The 25,125-nt window shown below is 49.4% G+C and carries 23 protein-coding genes and 2 tRNA genes; 16 read left to right on the plus strand and 9 right to left on the minus strand.

All coding sequences use genetic code 11. From position 1 onward, the window contains the following. Positions 1–38 precede the first annotated feature (38 nt). From ftsH to CWI84_RS05090, 16 genes are all read left to right on the plus strand, one after another. Positions 39–1,976 (plus strand): ATP-dependent zinc metalloprotease FtsH, encoded by a 1,938-nt coding sequence (ftsH, locus tag CWI84_RS05015; protein WP_126841486.1) that lies wholly within the window; start codon positions 39–41, stop codon positions 1,974–1,976. Between the two features lie 68 nt (positions 1,977–2,044). Continuing rightward, positions 2,045–2,860, plus strand: coding sequence for a dihydropteroate synthase (gene folP / locus CWI84_RS05020; RefSeq protein WP_126841487.1), 816 nt, complete (start codon positions 2,045–2,047; stop codon positions 2,858–2,860). Further along, a complete protein-coding gene (gene glmM, locus CWI84_RS05025) occupies positions 2,857–4,197 on the plus strand; it encodes a phosphoglucosamine mutase (RefSeq protein ID WP_126841488.1) in 1,341 nt (446 codons plus the stop codon). Before folP ends, glmM begins: the two co-directional genes overlap by 4 nt. Positions 4,198–4,285: 88 nt before the next feature. After that, complete coding sequence (gene tpiA, locus CWI84_RS05030; protein WP_126841489.1) at positions 4,286–5,047, plus strand: triose-phosphate isomerase; 762 nt, start codon at positions 4,286–4,288, stop codon at positions 5,045–5,047. A gap of 1 nt (position 5,048) precedes the next feature. Then, a complete protein-coding gene (gene secG, locus CWI84_RS05035) occupies positions 5,049–5,432 on the plus strand; it encodes a preprotein translocase subunit SecG (RefSeq protein WP_126841490.1) in 384 nt (127 codons plus the stop codon). 8 nt (positions 5,433–5,440) lie between these two features. Further along, a tRNA-Leu gene (locus CWI84_RS05040) sits at positions 5,441–5,527 on the plus strand. 75 nt (positions 5,528–5,602) lie between these two features. Next, a tRNA-Met gene (locus tag CWI84_RS05045) sits at positions 5,603–5,679 on the plus strand. Positions 5,680–5,850: 171 nt separating this feature from the next. Then, on the plus strand, positions 5,851–6,309 hold the full coding sequence (gene rimP, locus CWI84_RS05050; protein WP_126841491.1) for a ribosome maturation factor RimP: 459 nt from the start codon (positions 5,851–5,853) through the stop codon (positions 6,307–6,309). 27 nt (positions 6,310–6,336) lie between these two features. Further along, on the plus strand, positions 6,337–7,836 hold the full coding sequence (gene nusA, locus CWI84_RS05055) for a transcription termination factor NusA (RefSeq protein ID WP_126841492.1): 1,500 nt from the start codon (positions 6,337–6,339) through the stop codon (positions 7,834–7,836). A 26-nt stretch (positions 7,837–7,862) separates the two neighbouring features. Further along, positions 7,863–10,535, plus strand: coding sequence for a translation initiation factor IF-2 (gene infB, locus CWI84_RS05060; protein ID WP_126841493.1), 2,673 nt, complete (start codon positions 7,863–7,865; stop codon positions 10,533–10,535). A gap of 12 nt (positions 10,536–10,547) precedes the next feature. Next, the gene (gene rbfA / locus CWI84_RS05065) at positions 10,548–10,937 is read left to right on the plus strand and encodes a 30S ribosome-binding factor RbfA (RefSeq protein ID WP_126841494.1); all 390 of its coding nucleotides are present in this window, start codon (positions 10,548–10,550) and stop codon (positions 10,935–10,937) included. 5 nt (positions 10,938–10,942) lie between these two features. Beyond that, positions 10,943–11,863 (plus strand): tRNA pseudouridine(55) synthase TruB, encoded by a 921-nt coding sequence (truB, locus tag CWI84_RS05070; protein WP_126841495.1) that lies wholly within the window; start codon positions 10,943–10,945, stop codon positions 11,861–11,863. Between the two features lie 96 nt (positions 11,864–11,959). Further along, on the plus strand, positions 11,960–12,229 hold the full coding sequence (rpsO, locus tag CWI84_RS05075) for a 30S ribosomal protein S15 (protein WP_126841496.1): 270 nt from the start codon (positions 11,960–11,962) through the stop codon (positions 12,227–12,229). 169 nt (positions 12,230–12,398) lie between these two features. Continuing rightward, positions 12,399–14,534 (plus strand): polyribonucleotide nucleotidyltransferase, encoded by a 2,136-nt coding sequence (gene pnp / locus CWI84_RS05080; protein ID WP_126841497.1) that lies wholly within the window; start codon positions 12,399–12,401, stop codon positions 14,532–14,534. A 130-nt stretch (positions 14,535–14,664) separates the two neighbouring features. Continuing rightward, positions 14,665–15,534 (plus strand): lipoprotein NlpI, encoded by an 870-nt coding sequence (gene nlpI, locus CWI84_RS05085; protein ID WP_126841498.1) that lies wholly within the window; start codon positions 14,665–14,667, stop codon positions 15,532–15,534. Positions 15,535–15,538: 4 nt separating this feature from the next. Further along, the gene (locus CWI84_RS05090; RefSeq protein ID WP_126841499.1) at positions 15,539–16,627 is read left to right on the plus strand and encodes a zinc metalloprotease; all 1,089 of its coding nucleotides are present in this window, start codon (positions 15,539–15,541) and stop codon (positions 16,625–16,627) included. Here the strand turns inward: CWI84_RS05090 and CWI84_RS05095 are convergent. The 9 genes from CWI84_RS05095 to mrdA all read right to left on the minus strand — a co-directional run bounded on the left by CWI84_RS05095 (position 16,624) and on the right by mrdA (position 25,125). After that, positions 16,624–17,019 (minus strand): MAPEG family protein, encoded by a 396-nt coding sequence (locus tag CWI84_RS05095; protein ID WP_126841500.1) that lies wholly within the window; start codon positions 17,017–17,019, stop codon positions 16,624–16,626. The two genes, CWI84_RS05090 and CWI84_RS05095, sit on opposite strands and share 4 nt — an antisense overlap. Positions 17,020–17,027: 8 nt before the next feature. Then, positions 17,028–17,993, minus strand: coding sequence for a lipoyl synthase (gene lipA / locus CWI84_RS05100; RefSeq protein ID WP_126841501.1), 966 nt, complete (start codon positions 17,991–17,993; stop codon positions 17,028–17,030). Continuing rightward, a complete protein-coding gene (gene lipB / locus CWI84_RS05105) occupies positions 17,986–18,660 on the minus strand; it encodes a lipoyl(octanoyl) transferase LipB (RefSeq protein WP_126841502.1) in 675 nt (224 codons plus the stop codon). Before lipB ends, lipA begins: the two co-directional genes overlap by 8 nt. A 26-nt stretch (positions 18,661–18,686) precedes the next feature. Then, positions 18,687–18,953, minus strand: coding sequence for a DUF493 family protein YbeD (gene ybeD / locus CWI84_RS05110; RefSeq protein WP_126841503.1), 267 nt, complete (start codon positions 18,951–18,953; stop codon positions 18,687–18,689). A gap of 112 nt (positions 18,954–19,065) precedes the next feature. Next, complete coding sequence (locus CWI84_RS05115) at positions 19,066–20,223, minus strand: serine hydrolase (protein WP_420843706.1); 1,158 nt, start codon at positions 20,221–20,223, stop codon at positions 19,066–19,068. Between the two features lie 85 nt (positions 20,224–20,308). Continuing rightward, positions 20,309–21,154, minus strand: a complete 846-nt coding sequence (locus tag CWI84_RS11840) for a septal ring lytic transglycosylase RlpA family protein (RefSeq protein WP_126841504.1) — start codon at positions 21,152–21,154, stop codon at positions 20,309–20,311. Between the two features lie 3 nt (positions 21,155–21,157). Continuing rightward, positions 21,158–22,120 carry a lytic murein transglycosylase B gene (gene mltB, locus CWI84_RS05125; protein WP_126841505.1) on the minus strand — a complete coding sequence of 321 codons (963 nt, stop codon included), beginning with the start codon at positions 22,118–22,120 and terminating at the stop codon, positions 21,158–21,160. Positions 22,121–22,133: 13 nt separating this feature from the next. Then, complete coding sequence (gene rodA, locus CWI84_RS05130; RefSeq protein ID WP_126841506.1) at positions 22,134–23,252, minus strand: rod shape-determining protein RodA; 1,119 nt, start codon at positions 23,250–23,252, stop codon at positions 22,134–22,136. Continuing rightward, positions 23,239–25,125, minus strand: coding sequence for a penicillin-binding protein 2 (gene mrdA / locus CWI84_RS05135; RefSeq protein ID WP_126841507.1), 1,887 nt, complete (start codon positions 25,123–25,125; stop codon positions 23,239–23,241). The genes rodA and mrdA overlap by 14 nt, the downstream gene beginning before the upstream one ends.

Raw genomic sequence — 25,125 nt, forward strand, 5'->3', positions numbered from 1 at the left:
ACGCAGTAGTAGTATTTTAATTTACAGAGGAAAAGGTTTTGAGCGATATGGCGAAAAATCTCATCTTATGGCTAGTCATTGCCGTGGTGCTGATGAGTGTATTTCAGAGCTTCAGCCCCAGCGATTCATCGAAGTCACAACTCGCGTACAGTGAGTTCGTGAGCCAAGTTAACAACGGTAAAGTTCGCCGTGTCGACTTCGCAGAAGATGGCCGCACCATCAACGGAATGATGAGTAACGGACAACCATTCAAAACGGTGGTCCCCACCCAATACGATCCGCAAATCTTAAATGATTTGTTATCGAACGATGTGCAAACGCAGGGCACTCCACCAGAAGAGCCAAGCATTCTCACATCGATCTTTATTTCATGGTTCCCCATGCTGTTATTGATTGGTGTATGGATTTTCTTCATGCGCCAGATGCAAGGCGGCGGTGGCCGTGGCGCTATGTCGTTTGGCAAGAGTAAAGCGCGGCTGATGAGTGAAGACCAAATTAAGACGACCTTCGCTGATGTCGCCGGTTGTGATGAAGCGAAAGAAGAAGTCACTGAGTTAGTCGACTATTTGCGCGATCCATCACGCTTCCAACGCTTAGGCGGAAAGATCCCGAAAGGGGTATTAATGGTCGGTCCTCCAGGTACAGGTAAGACCTTATTGGCAAAAGCCATTGCCGGTGAAGCCAAAGTGCCATTTTTCACCATTTCTGGTTCTGATTTCGTAGAAATGTTTGTCGGTGTGGGTGCGTCACGTGTACGCGACATGTTTGAGCAAGCGAAGAAGTCAGCACCTTGCATTATCTTTATTGATGAAATTGATGCTGTCGGTCGCCAGCGCGGCGCTGGTCTTGGCGGTGGTCACGATGAACGTGAGCAAACCCTAAACCAAATGCTGGTTGAGATGGACGGTTTTGAGGGTAATGAAGGGATCATCGTGATGGCGGCGACCAACCGCCCAGACGTGTTAGACCCTGCGTTATTGCGCCCTGGACGTTTTGACCGCCAAGTCGTGGTCGGTTTACCTGACGTTCGTGGGCGTGAGCAAATCCTTAAAGTGCACATGAAAAAAGTGCCTTTGGGTGATGATGTCAATGCAGCAGTGATAGCCCGAGGTACACCAGGTTTTTCTGGTGCAGACTTGGCGAACTTGGTGAACGAGGCAGCATTGTTTGCCGCGCGTGGCAACAAGCGGGTGGTATCAATGGAGGAGTTCGACAAAGCCAAAGATAAGATCATGATGGGTGCCGAGCGCCGTTCTATGGTCATGACCGATGACGAGAAGACGATGACCGCATACCATGAAGCGGGTCACGCCATTGTTGGCCGTTTGGTGCCTGAGCACGATCCCGTCTACAAAGTATCGATCATTCCGCGCGGCCGTGCTTTGGGTGTCACCATGTACCTGCCAGAGCAAGACCGTGTTAGCTATACCAAACAACACCTAGAAAGTATGATTTCGAGTTTATTTGGTGGCCGTTTGGCAGAGCAAATTATCTACGGTAACGATAAAGTCACCACTGGCGCGTCAAATGATATTGAGCGAGCCACAGATATTGCGAGAAAAATGGTGACGCAATGGGGTCTGTCGGAAAAAATGGGACCATTGTTATACGCCGAAGAAGAGAATGAAGTGTTCTTAGGGCGGCAAGTGGCGCAACACAAGCACATGTCAGATGATACGGCGCGTGCGATCGATGAGGAAGTTAAGACCGTTATCGACCGCAACTATCAGCGCGCGAAACAGTTGCTGGAAGATAACATTGATATCTTGCATTCAATGAAAGATGCGTTGGTAAAATATGAAACTATCGATGCAGACCAAATTGACGATCTGATGAATCGGCGCGAGGTGCGTCGTCCAAAAGACTGGCAAGATGACGACAATGGTAACCGACCCGGTGCCGACGGCGGAGCTAAGAGCGAAAACACCAGCGCTCAGGTCAACGTTGATAAGCCGGGCGATGCGCCAGCGAGCTAAAATCCATTAAGCCCCGTTTTCGGGGCTTTTTATTGGCTGAAAGTTAACCATCGTTTGAGAGCATTGCTATGACCAAAGCATCACACCCATTACAGGTGATGGGAATTCTGAATGTTACCCCTGACTCGTTTTCTGATGGTGGCCAACACCATCATATTAGCGCTGCGATAGATCGTGCCGCAGAGATGGTCGAACAGGGCGCCGCCTGGATAGATATTGGTGGTGAGTCGACTCGCCCGGGGGCGCCGGCGGTTGCCGAAGCGCAAGAGATTGAGCGGGTTATCCCTGTGCTGGAAGCGCTGCAGGCGCGCTTTTCGATAAATTTATCGGTAGATACCAGCAAAGCTGCTGTGATGCGTGAGGCGGTAGCGCGTAACGTAGATATGATTAACGACGTTTGTGCGTTGCAGCAAGAGGGCGCGTTACAGGCGGTGGCTAATAGTTCGGCGAAGGTTTGTCTAATGCATATGCAAGGCGAACCACGCACCATGCAACACGACCCTCGCTATGATGATGTCGTCTGTGATGTTAAAGCGTTTCTACAAAAACGCTTACAAGCTTGTACAGCCGCAGGAATTGCTAACCAGCGAATTTGGTTGGATCCAGGCTTTGGATTCGGCAAAAGTGTGCGCCATAATTATCAAATGTTACAACGCTTACAAGCGTTTCACGAACTCAATCAACCGCTACTTATTGGGTTATCGCGCAAGTCGATGATTGGCCATGTAACGGGGAAAGACGTCGATGAACGCTTGTCAGGTAGCTTAGCGGGTGCAACTATTGCAGCCTTGAAAGGAGCCCGTATAATTCGCGTCCACGATGTCAAAGAGACGGTCGACGCAATGCGAGTGGTAGCGGCGACATTAGAGGGAGAATATTTGTGAGCGATAGGAAGTATTTTGGTACCGATGGTATTCGCGGTCGTGTGGGGGTTTTTCCGGTCACACCAGACTTTGCAGTAAAGTTAGGCTGGGCGGCAGGACGCGTATTAGCAGAGCGTGGTACGCGTCGCGTCTTGGTCGGGAAGGACACCCGAGTGTCAGGGTATATGTTGGAATCAGCACTTGAGGCGGGACTTTCAGCCGCAGGGGTTGATGTACAATTTTTAGGGCCAATGCCAACCCCGGCAATTGCGTATTTAACCAAAACTTTTCGCACGGCTGCTGGCATCGTGATCAGCGCCTCACATAATCCTTACGAAGACAACGGCATCAAATTTTTCTCCACCAACGGCTTTAAACTCCCCGATAGCGTTGAGTTGCAGATTGAAAAAATGTTGGACGAACCGCTAACCTGCGTGTCGTCGCAAGAGTTGGGTCGGGCCAGCCGAGTGAGTGATGCGGCAGGACGTTATATCGAGTTTTGCAAAGGGGCGTTCCCCAGCGATTTATCGCTAAACGGGCTTCACATTGTGGTTGACTGTGCCAATGGGGCAACCTACCACATTGCGCCGAGTGTGCTGCGTGAACTTGGCGCACGAGTGACCGAAATTGGCACCAATCCCGACGGCATGAATATCAATAAAGACTGTGGAGCTACGCACTTGAAAGCGTTGCAGGAAAAAGTCGTAAAAGAAAAAGCAGATATTGGCGTAGCGCTCGATGGTGACGGTGATCGGATTATGATGGTCAGCCACTCCGGACGCGTTATCGATGGTGATGATATTCTATTTATTTTGGCTTCAACCGCGCAAAAACTGGGTCAGTTGCGCGGCGGTGTGGTCGGTACCCTGATGACCAACTATGCCTTAGAACAAGCATTCGAAATGCGTGGCATTCCGTTTCAACGTGCGAAAGTGGGCGATCGCTACGTCATTGAGAAATTGGTTGAGTTGGATTGGCAACTCGGCGGTGAAAACTCAGGACACTTGATTAATCGCGACTTCCATACCACCGGTGATGGTATTCTCGGTGCATTGCAGGTGTTGGCTGCGATGCAAAGGGATGGTAAATCGCTGGAAGCGTTGTGTGGCGAGTTTCGTAAATTTCCTCAAGTAATGATCAATGTGCGTTTAGAAAGCGATGCCGATCCGTTGCAAATGTCTAATGTTCAGTCGGCCGTTAGCGAAGTGGAAAAGGCCTTGGCTGGTGATGGCCGAGTGCTGCTGCGCAAGTCTGGTACCGAACCACTGATTCGGGTCATGGTTGAGGGCAAAGACGAAAAACGGGTGCGCGCCTTCGCCCAACAAATCGCTGCAGAAGTCGAAGCGGCGAGTAATTGAACAACTGAGCAGGATTTGGTGAAATGTCGCTTGTCAATCGCACGGGCTTTCGCTACTATTCCGCCCGCTTTGTAAAAGAGGGAAGCTAATGTCAGGTCAGCCACTGGTCATTGCCAATTGGAAAATGAACGGAAATCGCCAACTCGTTAGCGAAATGGCGGAGGCCCTGCGTGAGCAGCAACAATTGACCGCAGACGTTAATGTTGTGGTTTGCCCTCCAACGATTTTACTTCCAGCGTTGGCAGACGCCTGCTATTACGACGCTGTGGCAGTCGGCGCACAAGATGTTTCGCAACATGCGGAAGGCGCTTTCACTGGAGAAACCTCGGTGAACATGTTGCGAGAAGCCGCGGTTGAATATGTGTTGGTGGGGCATTCAGAGCGCCGCCAAATGCATCATGAAACGGATGCAGTGGTTGCCGATAAGTTGCAGGCAGTCACGAGTAGTGGTTTGAAAGCGGTGTTGTGTGTCGGTGAAAATGCCGAGCAACGTGAGTCTGAACAAACCTTTGCGGTGATTAAACAACAATTGCAGCAGGCTTTGTCGGGGTTAACTGCCACACAATTGAGCCATACGATTGTTGCTTATGAACCGGTCTGGGCTATAGGCACTGGATTAACCGCTTCGCCACAGCAAGCGGAACAGGTTCATCAGTTTATTCGCCAACTGCTGACTGAATTGAATACTAACGTCGGTGAGCAAATGCAGATACTTTACGGCGGCTCAGTAAAAGCGGATAATGCCGAGCAATTATTTGCGCAACCATCAATTGACGGTGGGTTAATTGGTGGCGCCAGCTTAAAGCCTGATGCTTTTATCGCGATTTGTCAGGCTGCTAGAGGGAAATAGTATGTACGAATTTTTAATGATTACGTTTTTGATTGTTGCATTGGCACTGATCGGCTTGGTGTTAATTCAACAAGGTAAGGGTGCGGACATGGGAGCCTCTTTTGGCTCGGGCGCATCAAACACCGTGTTTGGTTCTTCTGGTTCAGGTAACTTCCTGACTCGCAGTACTGCTGTGCTAGCCGTATTGTTCTTTGTGCTAAGTTTGGTGTTGGGCAATATGGCGACTTCGCATGACAGCGATATGACAGATTTCTCTGATTTATCTGCACCGGCGCAACAGCAGTCAGAACAGCCAGCCGCAGAACAACAGCCCGCTGAGCAAATGCCGCCAGCAGGTGAAGCTGAGCAACCACAGCCGCAAGGCGACGTGCCGCCAGCAGAGTAACGTTTTTCGCAGAAGTGGTGGAATTGGTAGACACGCTATCTTGAGGGGGTAGTGCTCTAACGGGCGTGCGGGTTCAAGTCCCGCCTTCTGCACCAAAATTGTTTCGCCAGAAGTGGTTTTACTGGTTGAAAATTCAAGAGAAAACCTTATAATACTTGGCAAGTTTCGGGCGCGGGGTGGAGCAGTCTGGTAGCTCGTCGGGCTCATAACCCGAAGGTCGTCGGTTCAAATCCGGCCCCCGCAACCAATTATTCTAGTCGCTTGTCGAGTTAAGCTCGACTAGAATAACGACAAAGGGTCCAGTGTTTAGAAAGCCCCGCTTTAGCTCGGGGCTTTTTACTATGTGACCTAAGCCACCCTACGGAGTGGCCTTAACACTGGGCGTTTACGCCCTTTTTTCGTTTTTAGGAGATGATATTTGGCTCGTATAGAAGATCGATTGACCGACATGATCCGGCCCGCCGTCGAAGCCTTAGACTTCGAGTTGTGGGGAGTTGAGTTCGTGCGTGCAGGAAAACATTCAACATTGCGGGTGTATATTGATAGCCCCAACGGTATTAGCGTGGACGATTGCGCTGATGTCAGTCACCAAGTGAGTGCACTGTTGGACGTGGAAGATCCGATTTCTAGCGAATACTACTTAGAAGTATCGTCACCCGGCATGGAGCGTCCATTCTTTCAAGCGCAACAGATGCAAGATTATGTTGGCGAAACGGTGGCGTTTGAGCTTCTTGCGGCGCGCAACAATAAGCGCAAATTTAAGGCCCAATTGGTAGCGGTTGATGAACAACAACTAACCCTAGCAGTTGATGGCGAAACATTGCAGGTGAGCATGTCTGATGTGAAGAAAGCTCAACTGGTTCCAAGCTTTGATTAAGGATTTCGTTGGCGAGGCAACATACTCATGAATAAAGAAATACTGTTAGTAGCAGAAGCGGTTTCTAACGAGAAAGCGGTGCCGCGGGAAAAAATTTTTGAAGCGCTGGAATCAGCGTTGGCTCATGCAACGAAAAAGAAGTATGAGGGCGACATCGATGTTCGTATCGAAATTGACCGTACTTCCGGCGAGTTCGACACTTTCCGTCGTTGGTTAGTGGTAGAAGATACCGGCGAAGGTTTAGAACACCCGTTCCGTGAAATCGGTCTGGAAGCAGCCCAGTACGAAGATCCAAGCATCGGTTTGGGTGATTATATTGAAGAGCAGATCGAATCGATTGAATTCGACCGTATTACTACCCAAACCGCAAAGCAAGTGATTGTGCAGAAAGTCCGCGAAGCGGAACGTGCGCAGATTGTTGATGCATATAAAGAGCAAGTCGGCGAATTGGTTAGCGGTATTGTTAAGCGTGCCAACCGTGAACACGTAATCCTTGATTTAGGTAACAACGCGGAAGCGATTATTTACCGCGAAGAAATGTTGCCGCGGGAATCGGTTCGACCCGGTGACCGAGTTCGTGGTTTGCTTTACGACGTCCGTCCAGAAGCTCGCGGTGCTCAGCTATTTGTTAGCCGTACACGGCCGGAATTCTTGATTGAATTGTTCCGCATTGAAGTGCCAGAAATTGGCGAAGAAATGATTGAAATTCGTGGCGCCGCACGCGACCCAGGTTCACGCGCGAAAATTGCAGTGAAAAGTAATGACCGCCGTATTGACCCCGTGGGTGCGTGCGTAGGTATGCGTGGTGCGCGAGTGCAAGCCGTATCGGGAGAACTGGGCGGCGAGCGCGTTGATATTGTGTTGTGGGATGATAACCCAGCACAATTCGTGATTAACGCCATGGCTCCAGCGGAAGTATCATCGATTGTTGTTGATGAAGATGCGCACACTATGGACGTTGCTGTCGAAGAAGGGAATTTGGCGCAAGCGATTGGTAAGAGCGGACAAAACGTACGCTTGGCGAGTCAGTTAACTGGCTGGAGCTTGAACGTAATGACCGTTGAAGACTTTGCCAGCAAAAACGAAGAAGAAACACAACGCTTAGCAAACTTGTTCATCGAATCATTAGGCATTGATGAGGACTTTGCCTTAGTGCTTGTTGATGAAGGTTTCTCGTCGTTGGAAGAAGTGGCCTACGTGCCAGTTTCTGAGCTCTTAGAAATCGACGGCATGGATGAAGATATTGTAGAGGAGCTGCGGAGTCGAGCGAAAGCTTACTTGACGACCAAAGCCCTGGCTGATGAAGAATCTTTAGAGTCGGCTGAACCAGATGAAACGCTACTGAATCTCGAAGGAATGGATCGTCATCTGGCCTATATATTGGCAAGCAAGGGTATTGTTACCTTGGAAGACCTGGCAGAACAGGGTATCGACGATCTTGCCGATATCGAGCAATTGAACGAGCAACAAGCGGGCGACTTGATCATGAAAGCGCGCAACATTTGCTGGTTCAGTGAAGAACAGTAAAGCGATCAGCGGAGGTACAACAGACTATGGAAGAAGTAACGCTAGATAAACTGGCAAAAGACGTCGGTACAACGGTTGATCGTCTGGTACAGCAATTTGCCGAAGCCGGAATTAAGAAAACGGCAGGCGACGCAGTAACAGAGGATGAAAAGCAAAAGCTTTTGGCGCATTTGAACAAGCAGCATGGCGGTGAAGGCAGTGCTGAGCCGAGTAAAATGACCCTCAAGCGTAAAACCAAAAGCACCTTAAGCTTAGGCGGGGGCGGCCAAGGTCGTTCGAAAGCGGTTCAGGTCGAAGTTCGGAAGAAGCGGACTTACGTGAAGCGCAACCCGCAAGAAGAGCAAGAGCGTGAAGAACAAGAGCGCCTGCAGAAAGAGCAGGAAGCGGCAGAGGCTAAACGCTTAGCAGAAGAAAAGGCAAAAGCCGAAGAAGCTCGTAAAAAAGCTGAAGCGAAAGCCAAAGCTGAAAAAGAGAAAGAAGAGAAGTCGCGTAAAGAGAAAGAAAAGGCGCGGCAGAAAGCGGAAGCCGAAAAACGTGCGGCGATGACCCCTGAAGAACGCAAAAAAGCGGATGAAGCGAAAGCGGAAGCCGAACGTCTGAAGCGTCAACAGGAAGAAGAAGCGCGTAAGAAGGCTGAGGCAGAAGCGGAGAAGCAGGCAGAAGAAGCCCGTAAACTTGCTGAGGAAAATGCCAAGCGTTGGGAAGAAGAAGAGCAGCAACGCAAGCAACGTGAAGAAGAAGACGTTCACTTCACTACCTCTTCAACGGCTCAAGAAGCGGAAGAAGCGCAAGACCGTGATGAAGAAAATCGCAGTCGTCGACGCAGTAAAAAGCGTCGTCGTAAAGATGATGAACGCGATGAAGCACCACGTCGCGAGAAGCGCCGTAAGGGCGGTCGTCGTCCATCAACACTACAGCAAGGCTTTAATAAGCCTGCAGCGCCAGTAGAACGTGAAGTTAAGATTGGTGAAACCATTACTGTGGGTGAATTGGCTAACCGCATGGCGGTAAAAGCCGGTGACCTAATTAAAACCATGATGAAAATGGGTGAAATGGTCACCATTAACCAAATCTTGGACCAAGATACCGCAGCCCTGGTGGTCGAGGAAATGGGTCACAAGCCGGTGGTGGTGAAAGACAACGCGCTAGAAGAAGAAGTGTTGGCGGATCGCGGTGAAGAAGGCGAAGCCGTTGCTCGAGCTCCAGTGGTGACTGTTATGGGCCACGTTGACCATGGTAAAACCTCATTGTTGGATTATATCCGTAAAGCCAAGGTCGCCTCTGGCGAGGCTGGCGGTATTACCCAGCATATCGGTGCCTACCATGTAGAGACAGGGCACGGCATGATCACCTTCTTGGATACGCCTGGACACGCGGCGTTTACCTCGATGCGAGCCCGTGGCGCCGGCGCTACCGATGTTGTTATCTTGGTGGTTGCTGCTGATGATGGTGTGATGCCACAAACGAAAGAAGCTATCCAGCATGCGAAAGCAGCGGGCGTGCCGATTGTCGTTGCCATCAACAAAATGGATAAAGAAGAAGCGGATCCTGATCGGGTTAAAAATGAATTGGCCCAGCATGACGTGATTCCAGAAGAGTGGGGTGGAGATACCCAATTTATTCCGGTCTCCGCGCACAGCGGTCAAGGTATTGATGCATTGCTAGAAGGTATTTTGCTGCAATCTGAATTGCTCGATTTGAAAGCAGTGAAAACCGGTATGGCGCAAGGTATCGTGATCGAATCACGGCTAGACCGTGGTCGCGGCCCAGTCGCAACAATCTTGGTTCAACGCGGCACCTTGAACAAAGGCGATATCGTGCTCTGTGGTTTGGAATACGGTCGCATCCGTGCCATGCGTGACGAAGTTGGCCGCGAAATTGAATCAGCGGGTCCATCGATCCCAGTAGAAATCTTGGGTCTGTCCGGTGTTCCGGCCGCTGGCGATGAAGCGACGGTCGTGAAAGACGAGCGTAAAGCGCGTGAAGTGGCAAACTACCGTCAAGGTAAATACCGTGATGTGAAATTAGCGAAACAACAGAAAGCCAAGCTTGAAAACATGTTTGCGAACATGGAAGAAGGCGAGGTGGCGGAACTGAACATTGTTTTGAAATCGGATGTTCAAGGCTCGCTAGAAGCCATTTCTGACTCGCTGGTGAAACTGTCGACTGACGAAGTGAAAGTTAACATCATTGGTAGCGGTGTTGGTGGTATCACCGAGACTGACGTGGCCTTAGCAAGTGCCTCGAACGCTATCGTGGTGGGCTTTAACGTCCGTGCTGAAGTTGCTGCGAAAAAACTGGTAGAACAAGAGAACGTTGATTTGCGCTATTACAGCGTTATCTACGACTTGATCGACGAAGTTAAGCAAGCGATGTCAGGCATGTTGGCTCCAGAGTTCAAGCAAGAAATCATCGGTCTTGCCGAAGTTCGTGACGTGTTCAAGTCACCGAAAATCGGTGCAATCGCGGGTTGTATGGTGACCGAGGGTGTGGTTAAACGCTCAGCACCTATCCGTGTATTGCGTGACAACGTGGTGATTTACGAAGGTGAGCTCGAGTCTTTACGCCGCTTTAAAGACGACGTCCAAGAAGTCCGTAACGGCATGGAATGTGGTATCGGCGTGAAGAACTACAATGATGTGAAAGAAGGCGACCAAATTGAAGTTTATGAAGTCGTCGAAGTTTCACGTAGCCTGTAATAAAGGAACAGCATGAACCGTGAATTTAATCGCACTGATCGCGTTGCACAGCAGTTGCAACGCGAGATTGCGGTCATAATGCAACGCGAGATGAAAGATCCACGAGTGGCAATGGTCACCGTCTCGGATGTCGAAGTGTCGCGTGACTTGTCTTATGCCAAGGTGTTTGTGACCTTTTTGCATGATGACCAAGGGCAAATTAAAGACAGCCTGAAGGTGCTAAATCAAGCGGCAGGGTTTATTCGTTCACTGCTCGGCAAACGGATCAAGGCACGGGTGGTTCCTGAGCTGAAGTTCCAACATGATCCTTCGTTAAATGAAGGTATCCGAATGTCGCGTCTAGTCGATGAGGCTAGACGTCGCGACAGCGATTATAAATCTTCGGATTCTGATAGCGACTAGAGACCATGCCAAAGCAAGCAAAAAACAAAGGGCGCCCGATCAGTGGCGTCTTTTTATTGGATAAGCCGAAGTCAGTCAGCTCCAACCACGCGATGATGCGGGTTAAGCGGCTGTTCGATGCGCAAAAAGCTGGCCATACAGGGGCTTTAGACCCTTTGGCTACCGGCGTTCTTCCCGTTTGTTTGGGAGAGGCAACAAAATTTTCGCAATACTTGTTAGACGCCGACAAGACTTATGAAGTGGTGGCACGATTAGGCGCTAGAACCACAACCAGTGATGCCGAGGGTGAGATTGTCGAAAGCCACCCGGTCGCCGTCTCCGAGGCTCAAATACGCGCTTGTTTGACAACCTTTGAAGGGCCTCAGCAACAAAGTCCGTCGATGTTCTCCGCGTTAAAATATGAAGGCCGTCCGCTGTACTACTATGCCCGCAAAGGTATTGAGGTACCGCGTAAAGTCCGTACCATCACTATCCACCAGATAACCTGGCTAGGGTTTAACGAAGATAGCGTAACCTTGCGTGTCCGTTGCAGTAAAGGCACCTATATTCGCACTTTAGTCGATGATATTGGGCAAGCACTAGGCTGTGGCGCCTACGTTGCCGAGTTGCGCCGTACTGAAGTGGCGGGAATTAACTGTGAAACGCTTTATACCCTAGCGCAATTAGAGCAGCAGCTGGACGTGGCGAGCGACCGCTGTGATGGTTGGCTATTGCCCGTAGATGCGTTGATTCAACAATTACCTGTTGTCACGGTTTCAGCGGCGGAGGCGCAGGCATATATGCATGGGCAGCCGATAGTTGGTGATGCCGAACAGGTTGCGCATGAAGAATACCGCATTAAACGTGAAGATGGTGTGTTTCTAGGAACGGGAAAACAAAAAAAAGGCAAAATTTGGCCAAAACGCCGTGTTTTACTGCCAGAATAGATTGCAGTAAAGCGTTAACGCCCGTATAATGCGCGGCGCATCCCTACGCTGAATTAGTGATTGGTGTGGGGCAAATTTTCATATTAGGAGTCAGTTATGTCACTAACTGTAGAGCAAAAAGCAGAAATCGTAGAAAAATTCGGTCGTGGTGAAAACGACACCGGTTCTACTGAAGTTCAAGTAGCATTGTTAACCGCGAACATCAACGAGTTACAAGGCCACTTTAAAGCGCACGCGAAAGACCACCACTCACGTCGTGGTTTGTTACGTATGGTTAGCCAGCGTCGTAAACTGTTGGACTACCTTAAGCGTAAAGATAATCAGCGTTACTTAACGTTGATCGAAACATTGGGTCTGCGTCGCTAATAGCAGCCAAATGGCAAAGATTGAGAAAAAGGAGCCGATTGCGGCTCCTTTTTTGTTTTCTGACTCTTAATTTCTACCAATTTCCCGTATACTATGGGGCGAAAATAAACAGTGAAAATACAGGTGCCAATCCGGGTACCTTGAAAATACAGGTAAAGGAAACATCAACGTGAATCCGATTACGAAAAAATTCCAATATGGACAGCACACAGTAACGCTTGAAACAGGCGTTATGGCACGTCAAGCAACCGCTGCGGTATTGGCTAGCATGGACGACACAACAGTATTAGTGACTGTTGTCGCCAAGAAAGAAGCGAAAGAAGGGCAAAACTTCTTCCCGCTGACAGTAAACTACCAAGAGCGTACTTACGCAGCCGGTAAAATTCCTGGTGGCTTTTTCAAACGTGAAGGCCGCCCCAGCGAGAATGAAACATTAACGTCTCGCTTAATCGACCGTCCAATCCGTCCGTTATTTCCTGACGGCTTTTTGAACGAAGTACAAGTGGTTGCAACCGTAGTATCGGTCAATCCACAAATTTCTCCTGATATCGTTGCCTTAATTGGTGCTTCTGCAGCGCTGACAATTGCGGGTTGCCCGTTTAATGGTCCTTTAGGCGCAGCACGCGTGGGTGTTATCAACGACGAATACGTGTTGAACCCAAGCCAAGACGAATTAGCTGAGTCAAAATTGGACTTGGTTGTCGCGGGTACAGAAAACGCGGTATTGATGGTTGAGTCAGAAGCTGAGTTGTTGACTGAAGACCAGATGCTGGGTGCGGTAATGTACGGTCACGATGCTATGCAAACCGTTATCAGCGCAATCAACGAATTTGCCGCAGAAGTCGGCAATGAAAAATGGGATTGGCAGCCACCAGCAACCAACGAAGCGCTGCTTGGTAAAGTCAAAGCCTTGGCCGAAGACGGTATTGGCGAAGCTTATCGGATTACCGAGAAGACCGAGCGTTACGCACAATTAAGCGCTCTGAAAGAGCAAGTTGTCGAGAAGCTGAAAGGCGAAGATGACGCACTGGATACGCAAGAAGTGGGTGACTTGTTCCACGCCATTGAAAAAGACGTGGTTCGTAGCCGCATCTTGGCTGGTGAGAAGCGCATCGACGGTCGTGATCCAGACATGGTGCGCGCGATCAGCGTGGCGACTGGGGTATTGCCTCGTACACACGGTTCAGCCCTATTCACTCGTGGTGAAACGCAGGCGTTGGTAACCGCGACCTTAGGTACGGACCGCGATGCGCAGATGATTGATGACATCATCGGCGAGAAGACCAGTCGCTTCATGTTGCACTACAACTTCCCTCCTTACTGTGTTGGTGAAACGGGCATGATGGGCTCGCCAAAACGTCGTGAAATCGGTCACGGTCGCTTGGCTAAGCGTGGTATTCAGGCGGTTATGCCAAGCCATGACGAATTCCCATACACCATTCGTGTGGTATCAGAAATCACTGAGTCAAACGGCTCAAGCTCAATGGCCTCTGTTTGTGGTTCATCACTTGCATTGATGGACGCGGGCGTACCGATTAAATCATCGGTTGCTGGTATCGCAATGGGCTTGGTGAAGAGCGGTGATAAGCACGTAGTATTGTCGGATATTCTCGGTGACGAAGATCACTTGGGTGATATGGACTTTAAAGTAGCGGGTAACACTGATGGCGTTACAGCACTACAAATGGACATTAAAATCGACGGTATTACGCGCGAAATCATGGAGCAAGCGTTAGCGCAAGCAAAAGCAGCGCGTTTGCATATCTTAACTGTGATGGACGAAGCCATTGGTGGTCACCGCGAAGAATTGTCGGCATTTGCACCACGTTTCCACACTGTGAAAATCAGCCCAGATAAGATCAAAGATGTTATCGGTAAAGGTGGCGCGGTTATCCGTGAGCTTACTGAGTCGACTAACACCAATATCGAAATCGGTGATGATGGTACGATCAAGATTGCTGCAACCGATCAAGCCGATGCTGAGGCAGCCATTGCGCGTATCGAAGAAATCACAGCAGATGTTGAAGTGGGCAAAATTTACCAAGGTAAAGTTGCACGTATCGTTGATTTCGGTGCGTTCGTAACGGTACTACCGGGTAAAGACGGTTTAGTTCATATTTCGCAAATCGCTGAAGAGCGTGTGAACGACGTTAACGACTATTTGAAAGTGGGTGACACGGTTCCCGTTAAAGTATTGGAAATCGATCGCCAAGGTCGTGTGCGCTTGTCAATGAAAGAGGCTGCTGAAAAGCCGGCTGAAGCAAACAACGCAGAAGCGGAAAAAACCGAGTCGAATGACGAATAAGGTCGACGACGCGAAATAAAAAAGAGCGCTGCGGCGCTCTTTTTTTTGTGCCGTTATAATGCCATCGCTTTGTCTCTGTAGGGGGTTCTATGCTCTAATAGCAGTAACGAGGTATAGGATATTAGCGATCATGAAATATGTATTAACCTGCCTGTCGTTGCTCACGCTGCTAAGTGGCTGTGCGACACTATCCTCAGGCTCTCAAACGCAGCAAGCTTTGGTTATAGCAGAGCCAGAACAAGCGCCATTTAATTATCAATTGGAATTATCCAAGCTAAGTGACATTCTAGCTCAGGAGCTTACTGCAGAGCAGAAGGGACTGGTTTATTACCGTCGGGGCGCACTATATGACGCGATGGGGCTGCGAACCTTAGCACGAATTGATTTTAATCGGGCCTTGGAATATCGCCCCAGGCTTGCTGACGCATATAACTTTTTGGGCATCCAATACACCGAGATGCAAGAGTTTCAATATGCCTATGAAGCATTTGATTCAGCCATTGAACTCAACCCAGAACATCAATACGCCTATTTAAACCGCGGTTTGGCGGAGTACTATGACCAAAGAATCGATCTTTCCCACCAAGACTTACTGCGTCATTACAAAGCACAAAAGCAAGATCCTTATCGGTTAATCTGGTTATATTTGGTAGAAGTAGAGCAAGACCCTAAAGGCGCCGCAAAAAAGCTTCGCCAACGGCAGCAACAGTTAGCCGGCGATGATTGGTCGAATAGTTTGGTGGAACTGTTTTTGGGCGATATCAGTGAAGCCAAATTTTTACAGGGATTGACGGCCAATCTGCACGAAGAAGAAACCCTCACTGAAAGACTGTGTGAGGCCTATTTCTATCTCGGTAAATACCAGCAGCTTCGACACAACTGGCGGCAGGCGATTAACTATTTCAAATTGGCGTTAACAACCAATGTTTATGAGTTTGTTGAACATCGTTTTGCCAGCGTCGAATTACAGCGCAGTAGAGCACAGTTAACGGCTGAGTAACCGAATGGCGAAATGGTCTTGGTTAATTGTCACGCTGATGCTGCTTGCTGTTATTCGAAGTGACAGCGTACCAAGCCAGCAGCAACGGCTGTGGCAACAAGCTATTGATGGGGGAGCGGAGGCGCAGTTTCTGGTTGCGCAACAGTACTGGCAGCAACAGCAACATTCGCAGGCGTGGTATTGGTGGCAACGTGCGGGCGAAGCAGGGCAAGCCAGCGCAATTAAACAGCTGCAAAAACACTTTCCTCGACAGCGCCGGCGTTGGTTACAATTGGCTGTAGATAACGGTTCTGCTCTGGCGATTGCAGAATTGGCGCAGTTGGAACTGCGCCAGCGGACATTTGGCGACTGGCTAAGTCACTGGCAAAAGCGCTGGCGTAGCGCCGTGGTGCAACGTTTTCGCAAGCAGTGTGCATTGCCGGTGAGCGTGCGAGCTGACCATCCCGTGTCAGCACAGCGGGTTTATCGCTTAGTCGAACATTTACTGGAGAGTCCTCTGGCTGAATTTGACTGGTGTTTCCAATGGCACTCAGCGCCGCTGCATTGTAACTACCAAGATTCAGCACGAGTGACCTGCAACGCATCCGATTCGCGTCGCGAATTGCGCTTAGTCAAACAAGGCGGCGCATATGCGACGCCGACGCTATTGTATTTGCCGCGGGCCGCGAACTTTACGGTATTTCTGCATGAACTTGGACATTGGCTCGGCCTTGCCGATGAATACCCCATGGCGAGCGCGCTAGCGCAGCAATTTTGTCATGGTCAATACCGCCAGCAACCGTTAAATATCGTTGTTACCCAGAGTCAGCGTCTAACGGCATCTGAGTTAAAGCAACTTTACCGACGTTTACCGTGGCGGTTTGCGGTGGCTAGTTGGCAACAGTTAGCGACGCAAGAGCAAGATGGTTACTGGCGTTTAGGTTCTAACCATGCTTTTGGGCTTCATCCCGCGGCAACTTGTGATCAAGTGAAGGGCGTCTATGCCTGGAAAGCGGTGGCACAGACCACCGCGATGCAAGTGCAAGAGAGTCGTGTTTGGCCGCCGCTGTACCTCGAGTTGATACAACAGCGTCTGGCAACTAACAACGATTAAGCCAAGCTCATCGCCACCTGTGCCATCATCACTACAGGGCAGAGGCTGGCGAAAAACCATACCAACGAACGTAGCTTATCAAAATCGGCAAGATACAAGCCATGGTAGACCACCCTTAACACAATAAAGGTGATGGCAAGCCCTTGCATCTTATCGTTGGCGTTGTCGGTCGCTATGACTAATAGTACTGCCGCCGCGTAAAAGGTAAACGCTTCGTACGCATTGTAGTGCCCCGCGACCGCTCGAGCGCCAATACCCGTAAGCTTTTGCTGTTGGGCACGCGGGTGATGGTTATCGTAGCCACCTTGGCGATTTTGGAAATAAATCACTGGTGCTTTAGCCAGCACCGGCAATAACCCTGCAATCAATAGACACCACACCAAGGTGCTCATAGCGGCTCCTAACGGACGGTTTCGCCTGCGGCTTGCAGGTCTGCATGGTACGACGAACGAACTAGCGGGCCACTGGCGATGTGGGTAAAGCCCATTTTTTCGCCTTCAATGCGGAACTGTTCAAATTCGTCAGGGGTAACGTAACGCTTTACCGGAATATGGTGACGGCTTGGCGCCAAGTATTGGCCGATGGTCAGCATATCGACGTCGTGTGCCCGTAGATCGCGCATCACCTCAAGGATCTCTTCGTTGGTTTCACCCAAGCCGACCATAAGGCCAGACTTAGTGCGCACGTCAGGCCGTTTTTCTTTGTACTGTTTCAACAAGTCTAGAGACCACTGGTAATTGGCCCCTGGGCGTGCTGCTTTATACATCCGTGGCACCGTTTCCAAGTTATGGTTGAATACATCCGGTGCTTCACCCTCAAGGATATCGATTGCCACTTTCATCCGACCGCGGAAATCAGGTACCAGTACTTCTACTTGGATGCCTGGGCTATAGCGGCGAATTTCGCGAATACAGTCAGCAAAGTGTTGAGCACCACCATCGCGAAGATCATCGCGGTCAACCGAGGTGATCACCACATACTTCACTTTCATATCGCGAATGGTTTCACCTAATTTGACCGCTTCATCAGGATCTGGCGGTAATGGACGCCCGTGGGCGACATCACAGAATGGACAACGGCGGGTACAAATATCCCCTAAAATCATAAAGGTGGCGGTACCGTGGTTGAAACATTCCGGTAAATTTGGACAAGAGGCTTCTTCACAAACTGAGTGCAAGCCATGTTTACGCATCGCTTGCTTTATTTCATCAATGCGTTGTGTTGAAGAGGGCAGTTTTACTTTTAACCACTCTGGTTTGCGCAATTGTTGGTCACGTTCAGTAGGAATCACTTGAACGGGAATCAGGGCCATTTTGTCGGCGTCGCGTAATTTAACGCCGGGTTCTACGCGTACTGGTTTAGACATAAGCTTCAGCGAGTCCCTTGTGTTGTATCAGGGTTTGATATTTAAGCTGCTGTGCAAAAATTTCGACAACAGCATCGGCGGCCTCGGCAAAGCTTGTGGGGCCACCAATATCTGCGGTTTGAATCATATTCATGCCTACCAAACCACAGGGGTTGATTCTAGCAAATGGGGTTAAATCCATATTCACATTCAACGCCAAACCATGGAATGAACAGCCACGGCGAATGCGTAAGCCTAATGAACAGACTTTTTCCCCATTAACGTAAACGCCCGGAGCATCTGGTCGTGCGGCGGCGTCTACACCATACCGTTCTAACATTGCTACGATGGCGTTTTCAATGTGATTAACCAATTGTCTTACGCCAAGTTTTTTGCGCCGCAGGTCGATCATGAAATATATCACTACTTGACCTGGACCGTGGTAAGTCACTTGACCGCCGCGATCGACGTGGACTACTGGAATATCACCCGGCGCGAGCAAATGTTCTTCTTTACCGGCTTGCCCTTGAGTGAAAACGGGTGGGTGTTCTACCACCCATAATTCATCTTCAGTATCGGCTTGGCGTTCATCGGTAAAGGCTTGCATGGCATGCCATACAGGCTCATACGGTTGCCGGCCAAGTTGTCTTACGACCAGCGGAAGATCTCCGTTCATGGTATCACTCATGGTTTCAACGTGGTTAGACAGCTTGGCTATAAGACATAGCGAACATCGTCGATGTCAGCCAACGAGCGGTATAAAATCTCGATGTGTTGTTGGCTCTCGACCCGGACACTGACAGAAACCGAATGGTAATTGCCTTTACTGCTCGGTTTCACGGTAGGGCTGTAATCGCCAGGGGCATGTTGTTGCAGGACTTGCACGACCTTATCGGGTAATTGCTCAGTGGCAACACCCATCACTTTAAAGGTAAAGTGACATGGAAAGTCGACCAATTCGTCAAATCGTGTTTTTTGCATAACGCCCCCAACAACTACCGCAATAACGTATATGGGGCATTATACCATCAAGATCAATATCTGTCTGCGCCAGAATCCGTGCTCGAAGACTCTGGCGCAGGCACTTGCTGAGTTACTCCGCGAATTGTTTTTTCACGTAGTCCATCAAGCGTTTGAACAATCCGCCTTGCTCAACATCTTGCAACGTCACTAATGGGAATTGCGCAATATCTTCGCCATTTAACTGCAAGAATACGGTACCGACTTGCGTACCTTTAGCAAGCGGAGCTTGCAGTTCTTGGTTGAGTTCGAAGTTAGCTTTTAGGTTATCACGTTGACCTTTCGGTAAGGTAATAACCACATCTTTGCTCACACCCAAGTCGACTTGGTCGATGTTACCACCCCAAATACGCTGCGAAACAAAGCTTTCGCCCGCTTCATAGGCGGTGACGGTTTCGAAGTAGCGGAAACCATAGTTGAGCAACTTTTTGCTTTCAACTTTACGGGCTCGCTCGCTATCGGTGCCCATAACCACAGCGATTAAACGCGTGTCGCCTTCAACTGCCGAAGAGACTAAGCTATAACCCGCTTCGCTGGTGTGACCGGTCTTAATACCGTCAACATTCATGCTACGATCCCACAACAACGCGTTACGGTTATATTGCTTAATGTTGTTGTAGGTAAACGATTTCTTGGAATAAATTTTGTATTCCTCTGGCACTTGGTTGATCAGTGCTGAGGCAAGACGGGCCATATCGTGTGGCGTAGTATATTGGCCTGGATCCGATAATCCGTGACTATTTACGTAATGCGTGCCTGTCATGTTGAGTTCTTTTGCATAGGCGTTCATTAAATTCGCAAATGCGTCTTCACTGCCCGAAATATACTCGGCCATCGCCACGCAGGCATCGTTACCAGATGCGACGATAATACCTTGGTTCAAATCACCGACGCTGACCTTTTTGCCTACTTCGATAAACATTTTGGAAGATTCTGGAAAGTTTTTTGCCCAAGCATTTTCACTAATTGTAACCAGGTCGCTGCGGTTTATGCGACCTGCTTGTATTTCTTTACCAATGATAAAACTCGTCATCATTTTGGTTAAGCTTGCAGGGGCTAATTTTTTGTCCGCATTTTCGGAGGCAATAATTTTGCCCGTGGTGTGGTCAATTAATATATAGCCTTTCGCATCGATGGATGGCGGGCTAGGAACCACAGATTGTGCCATCGCGGTAAGAGAAATTGATGCCAGAACGGCAAGACCAAGTACTCGAGATAATATACGGGTCATCGTCATCATGCTTCTCAGTTGTGTTTATTGATTGGCGAAGATCGCCTTGAGTTAATGTTAGGACTTACGCTAGCCCGCGAGTATATCAGCTTTCCGGGCTATTAACATCTGCGGGCTGGGCTGGCACTCGGAAAGCACCAGGGTACCCTTGCACTCGGATAGACTGGAGCAGTTCTTGCGAGCGCGATGCCGGAATAGGGCCCAACAACAGTTTGTGTAGACCATTCTGTTGTTCAGTAGTTGCGGCAATATTGAACGTTTGTCGCAGATTTTTACCGAGTTGTCGTATTTTCGTAAGGTTACTTGACGCAGCGACCTGAATATAAAACAACGCTTCTTCATGGTCAGGAGCGGGGGCTGGTATTGCTAAGTCACTAGGCTGCGGCGCTAATTCATATGCCGCAGGATCTATGGCTTCAATGCGGACTGGCGCTGTTCCTGTTGAGAGCATATCGAGTTTATAGGCTGCAACATAGGACAAATCGATGACGCGATCAGAATGAAACGGACCTCGGTCATTCACGCGCACGACAACGGAACGCTGATTATTAAGGTTAGTGACGCGTACATACGTAGGTAGCGGCAAACGTTTATGTGCCGCGGTCATACTGTACATATCATAAAACTCGCCATTCGATGTCATGTGTCCATGGAATTTGCGGCCATACCAAGAGGCGATACCTTCTTGAACAAAGCCTTTTGCTGAGTCCAAAACATCGTAAAATTCTCCAAATAATTCATAATCGCGGGTGACATCAGGATTGATTGCATCGTCGCTTGGAACTGCGTCACGCAACTCATCCGGTGTCGGTACGCGACTCGGCGCACTATCATATTTATGACTATAACGCCCACTCGATGGGGTTGAGCTGCAGGCGCTAATGGTAATAGCGCAGAGCAAAATCGCGCTTTTCGTGAATACTGCGTTCATCGGTTACTTGTCGCTGGCTAACTGTTGGCTTAACTGATAGACCACCATCGCATAAAGCGGGCTGTGGTTATATCGTGTGATGACATAGAAGTTATGAAAGCCTAACCAGTAATTGGTTCCGTCAGCGGTTTGTAAAGGTATCACAGTTAATTCATTCGGTACTTGCTGTTCGACTGCAATGCCCTGATCGCGCAGTTGTTGTTGGGTTAGCGTCGGTTTTAGACCGTTATCCTTAAACTGTGCAAGCTTTGCATCGTCAGCAATATCAAATGCCACAGGCTCGCCTTTTTTGTAGCCATGTTCAGCGAAGTAGTTGGCTATACTACCAATGGCATCCACCGGGTTATTCATCAAATCGCGACGACCGTCGCCGTCGAAGTCGACGGCATAGTGGCGGTAACTCGATGAGATAAATTGCCCATATCCCATAGCACCAGCGTAGGAGCCACGTACAGAGTTAATATCCCAGCCTTCGTTGTTTGCTAAGGTCAAAAATTCGGCAAGCTCAGAGCGGAAAAATTCGGCGCGAGGCGGATAATGAAAGCCGAGTGTATAGAGCGAATCGAGTACCGAATACTTACCCTTATACTGCCCATAAAAGGTTTCCACACCGATGATCGCGACAATCAGCGATTGCGGTACACCATAAACATCTTCTGCGCGCTGCAACGCTTGTTGATATCGGCGTTGAAACGCTTTGCCTTGTTGCAGACGCTTTTCCGTCAAGAATATTGGGTAGTATTGGTACCAAGGTTTGGCTTCCCAAGGACGCTTGATGGCTCTCAACACATCTTGATTCACTGTCGCACTATCCAGCCACTCACGAATTTGTTCGCGACTGATACTGCTGTCATTGGCCAGTTGTTCAATAAACGCTTGCTGTACGTCGGCTTTAGTGGCCTGCCCCCAACAGCTAGCGCTAAAGAGGGCGAATGTGGCGGCTATTAAGGGAACATAACGCGGCATAGTTTTTCCTTATCTAATCGTCTCGCATGACCAAACGTTGGTGAGTCGCTATGGACATCAGCATACCGAAACCGGCAAGTAGCGTCACCATTGAAGTGCCGCCATAACTAATCAGTGGTAACGGTACACCGACCACGGGTAATAAGCCTGACACCATACCCATGTTAACAAAAACATAAACAAAAAAGGTCAGCGTCAAACTGCCGGCCAGCAGTTTTGAGTAAAGGTGTTGGGCGCGTGTTGCTAGTAACAGTCCGCGGTAAGTAATAAAGGCGTATAACGCCAGAAGCAAGATGACTCCAGTAAAGCCAAACTCTTCACTGAATACCGAGAAAATAAAATCGGTGTGGCGTTCCGGCAGAAACTCTAGTTGTGACTGGGTGCCATGTAACCAACCTTTGCCTTCAATGCCACCAGAGCCTATGGCAATTTTTGATTGAATAATGTGGTAGCCACTGCCGAGCGGATCGCGCTCTGGGTTGAGAAATGTCAGCACCCGCTGGCGCTGGTAATCATGCATTAAGAACAGCCAAAGAATGGGCGCAAAGGCGGACGCACTCAAAGCGCCAGCTATCACCAAGCGCCAGCTCAGGCCGCCGAGAAAGATCGCATAAAAGCCAGAACAAGCAATCAGTAACGAGGTACCTAAATCAGGTTGTTTAGCTATCAGTAAGGTTGGCAGGGCAATCAATGCAAAGGCACCTAGAAGACGCAAGAAGGTTGGTGGAATTGGCTGGCGCGCTATGTACCAAGCCATTACCATAGGCACGGCGAGCTTCATGATTTCCGATGGCTGAATGGTCAATGGGCCGATATCTAGCCATCGCTGTGCACCTTTACCGACTTCACCGAACAATAAGACGCAGGTAAGCAGAACGACGCCGCCAATGTAGAGCAAAGGTGACCAGCGACTTAACGTTAGCGCGGAAATTTGCGCGACAACCAACATAACCAACACCGCAATGCCAATGCGAATAGCTTGCCGGTAGACCATGTCGATGTCCTGGCCGCTGGCGCTGTAGACGACAAATAAGCTTATACAGCACAACACTAAAATCCCGACAAGTAGCGGGCCATCGATGTGGAGTTTTTGCAACAGCGGATTACGCTGGCGTTCTTCAGTCGTCTGCATCGTCGGCCTCAGTGCTAGCTGGGTGATAAAGGGTAAAATATAAGTCCATTAGTTCGCGAGCCATAGGCGCGGCAACGCTGCCGCCACCACCGGCATTTTCAACGGCAACGGCGATAGCGATTTCAGGCTCTTTAACCGGCGCAAAGCCAATATACATTGCGTTGTCGCGGAAGCGTTCCGCAATTTCATCAGCATTGTATTCTTCGTTGGCGCCCAAACTACGCACCTGAGCGGTTCCGGTTTTCCCGGCTGAGTCGTAAGGGGCATCGCCAAACGAACTATAGGCTGTGCCGTGAATGCTGTGAGTTACTGCTCGCATTGCATTGCGCACAATCTCCCAACTTTTTGGCTCATTAATACTGACCGGTGGGCGTTCTACCGGTTGGTATTTCTGGGTTTCGCCATCAATCACGGAATACGCCAAGAAATGCGGTTCTAAGTGTTTACCGCGGTTGGCGATAATGCTTGTTGCCACAGCAAGTTGTAGTGGGGTCGCGGTCCAGTAACTTTGACCAATGCCTACGGAGATTGTCTCGCCGGCATACCATGGCGCGTTGAAGCGGGCGCGTTTCCAGCCTCGGGATGGCATTACCGCATCGATCTCTTCGCTGATATCAATGCCGGTAAAGTTACCGAAACCAAATTCTTCCATTGAGCTGGAGATGAGATCAATACCCATCTTCAGTGATAAGTCATAATAAAAGGTATCGCAACTTTCGGTGATTGCAGTCGAAATATTAACCCAGCCATGTCCCCAAGATAGCCAATCTCGGTAACGGCGTTTGGCACCTTTAATTTCAAACCAACCTGGATCCCATATTCGTGAAGTCGGGGTAATAATATCGCGGTCTAGGGCGATAACGCCGAGCATCGGCTTGATGGTTGAAGCCGGCGGATAGCCGCCTTGTGTTGCGCGGTTAAGCAACGGACTATGTTTGGAGTTTAGCAAGCCTTGATAACGTTCATAGGAAATGCCGTTCACAAACCAGTTGGGATCGTAACTAGGGCGGCTGACCATTGCTAAAACGCCACCGGTACGGGTGTCCAGTAGCACAATACTGCCACGCTGGTCGTCCAGTAAATGGTAAGCTTTTTCCTGTAAGCGCATGTCCAGCGTTAGATGTAAATCTTCGCCAGGCTTTGGTGCCTCAACGTCGAGCGTTCGAACTACGCGACCTCGGTTATTTACCTCTACACGCTGATAGCCTACCTCGCCATGAAGACGTTGTTCGTAATATTTTTCAATACCCAGCTTACCGATGGTGCGGGTTGCGGCATAATTAGCGATGCGATTTTCTTTTTCTAAGCGCTGTACGTCGCGGCGATTGATTTTCGCAACGTAGCCTAAACCATGGGTGAGAATTTCTCCTTGAGGATAGTAGCGGCTAAGCCTTGCCTCAATACTTACCCCGGGAAAGCGATATTGTTGCGCGGCAAATTTTGCTAATTGTTGCTCGTTCAAATCGTCCATTAGGGTGATTTGCTGAAAACGCCGTTCACGTTTCCGTGCATCATCAAACGCTTGAATATTTTTTTCGGGAATATCGAGTAGGCGTTGTAGATCTTTCAACGTTGTTTCGATATCGCTGACTTCCTCTGGTACTACGTCTAAACTGAATATTGGCACGTTCTCTGCCAGTAATTGGCCATTGCGGTCATAAATAAGCCCACGGTTTGGCGCGAGTGGGAGTAGTTTAATCCGATTATCGTTGGAACGTGTTTGCAGGCTTTGGTATTCGATAACTTGCAGGTAGTAAAGATTGGCGACTAACACACCGAGTAGCACTAGGATAACAAATGCGCAAAATACCGTTCGCCGAAAAAACAGTTGAGCTTCAGCGCCGTGATCGCGAATGGTTTGACGTTTGCGCAT

It is taken from the genome of Idiomarina tyrosinivorans (assembly GCF_003987475.1).
Classification (GTDB): domain Bacteria; phylum Pseudomonadota; class Gammaproteobacteria; order Enterobacterales; family Alteromonadaceae; genus Idiomarina; species Idiomarina tyrosinivorans.

Coding starts and splice junctions, on each gene's coding strand:
- secG (WP_126841490.1), top strand. CDS start 5,049: ATGTACGAATTTTTAATGATTACGTTTTTGATTGTTGCATTGGCACTG.
- lipB (WP_126841502.1), bottom strand. CDS start 18,660: ATGAGTGATACCATGAACGGAGATCTTCCGCTGGTCGTAAGACAACTT.
- ybeD (WP_126841503.1), bottom strand. CDS start 18,953: ATGCAAAAAACACGATTTGACGAATTGGTCGACTTTCCATGTCACTTT.
- nlpI (WP_126841498.1), top strand. CDS start 14,665: ATGAAATATGTATTAACCTGCCTGTCGTTGCTCACGCTGCTAAGTGGC.
- CWI84_RS05095 (WP_126841500.1), bottom strand. CDS start 17,019: ATGAGCACCTTGGTGTGGTGTCTATTGATTGCAGGGTTATTGCCGGTG.
- mrdA (WP_126841507.1), bottom strand. CDS start 25,125: ATGCGCAAACGTCAAACCATTCGCGATCACGGCGCTGAAGCTCAACTG.
- rpsO (WP_126841496.1), top strand. CDS start 11,960: ATGTCACTAACTGTAGAGCAAAAAGCAGAAATCGTAGAAAAATTCGGT.
- CWI84_RS11840 (WP_126841504.1), bottom strand. CDS start 21,154: ATGAACGCAGTATTCACGAAAAGCGCGATTTTGCTCTGCGCTATTACC.
- tpiA (WP_126841489.1), top strand. CDS start 4,286: ATGTCAGGTCAGCCACTGGTCATTGCCAATTGGAAAATGAACGGAAAT.
- lipA (WP_126841501.1), bottom strand. CDS start 17,993: ATGTCTAAACCAGTACGCGTAGAACCCGGCGTTAAATTACGCGACGCC.
- folP (WP_126841487.1), top strand. CDS start 2,045: ATGACCAAAGCATCACACCCATTACAGGTGATGGGAATTCTGAATGTT.
- infB (WP_126841493.1), top strand. CDS start 7,863: ATGGAAGAAGTAACGCTAGATAAACTGGCAAAAGACGTCGGTACAACG.
- CWI84_RS05115 (WP_420843706.1), bottom strand. CDS start 20,223: ATGACCCGTATATTATCTCGAGTACTTGGTCTTGCCGTTCTGGCATCA.
- rodA (WP_126841506.1), bottom strand. CDS start 23,252: ATGCAGACGACTGAAGAACGCCAGCGTAATCCGCTGTTGCAAAAACTC.
- CWI84_RS05090 (WP_126841499.1), top strand. CDS start 15,539: ATGGCGAAATGGTCTTGGTTAATTGTCACGCTGATGCTGCTTGCTGTT.
- rbfA (WP_126841494.1), top strand. CDS start 10,548: ATGAACCGTGAATTTAATCGCACTGATCGCGTTGCACAGCAGTTGCAA.
- truB (WP_126841495.1), top strand. CDS start 10,943: ATGCCAAAGCAAGCAAAAAACAAAGGGCGCCCGATCAGTGGCGTCTTT.
- mltB (WP_126841505.1), bottom strand. CDS start 22,120: ATGCCGCGTTATGTTCCCTTAATAGCCGCCACATTCGCCCTCTTTAGC.
- nusA (WP_126841492.1), top strand. CDS start 6,337: ATGAATAAAGAAATACTGTTAGTAGCAGAAGCGGTTTCTAACGAGAAA.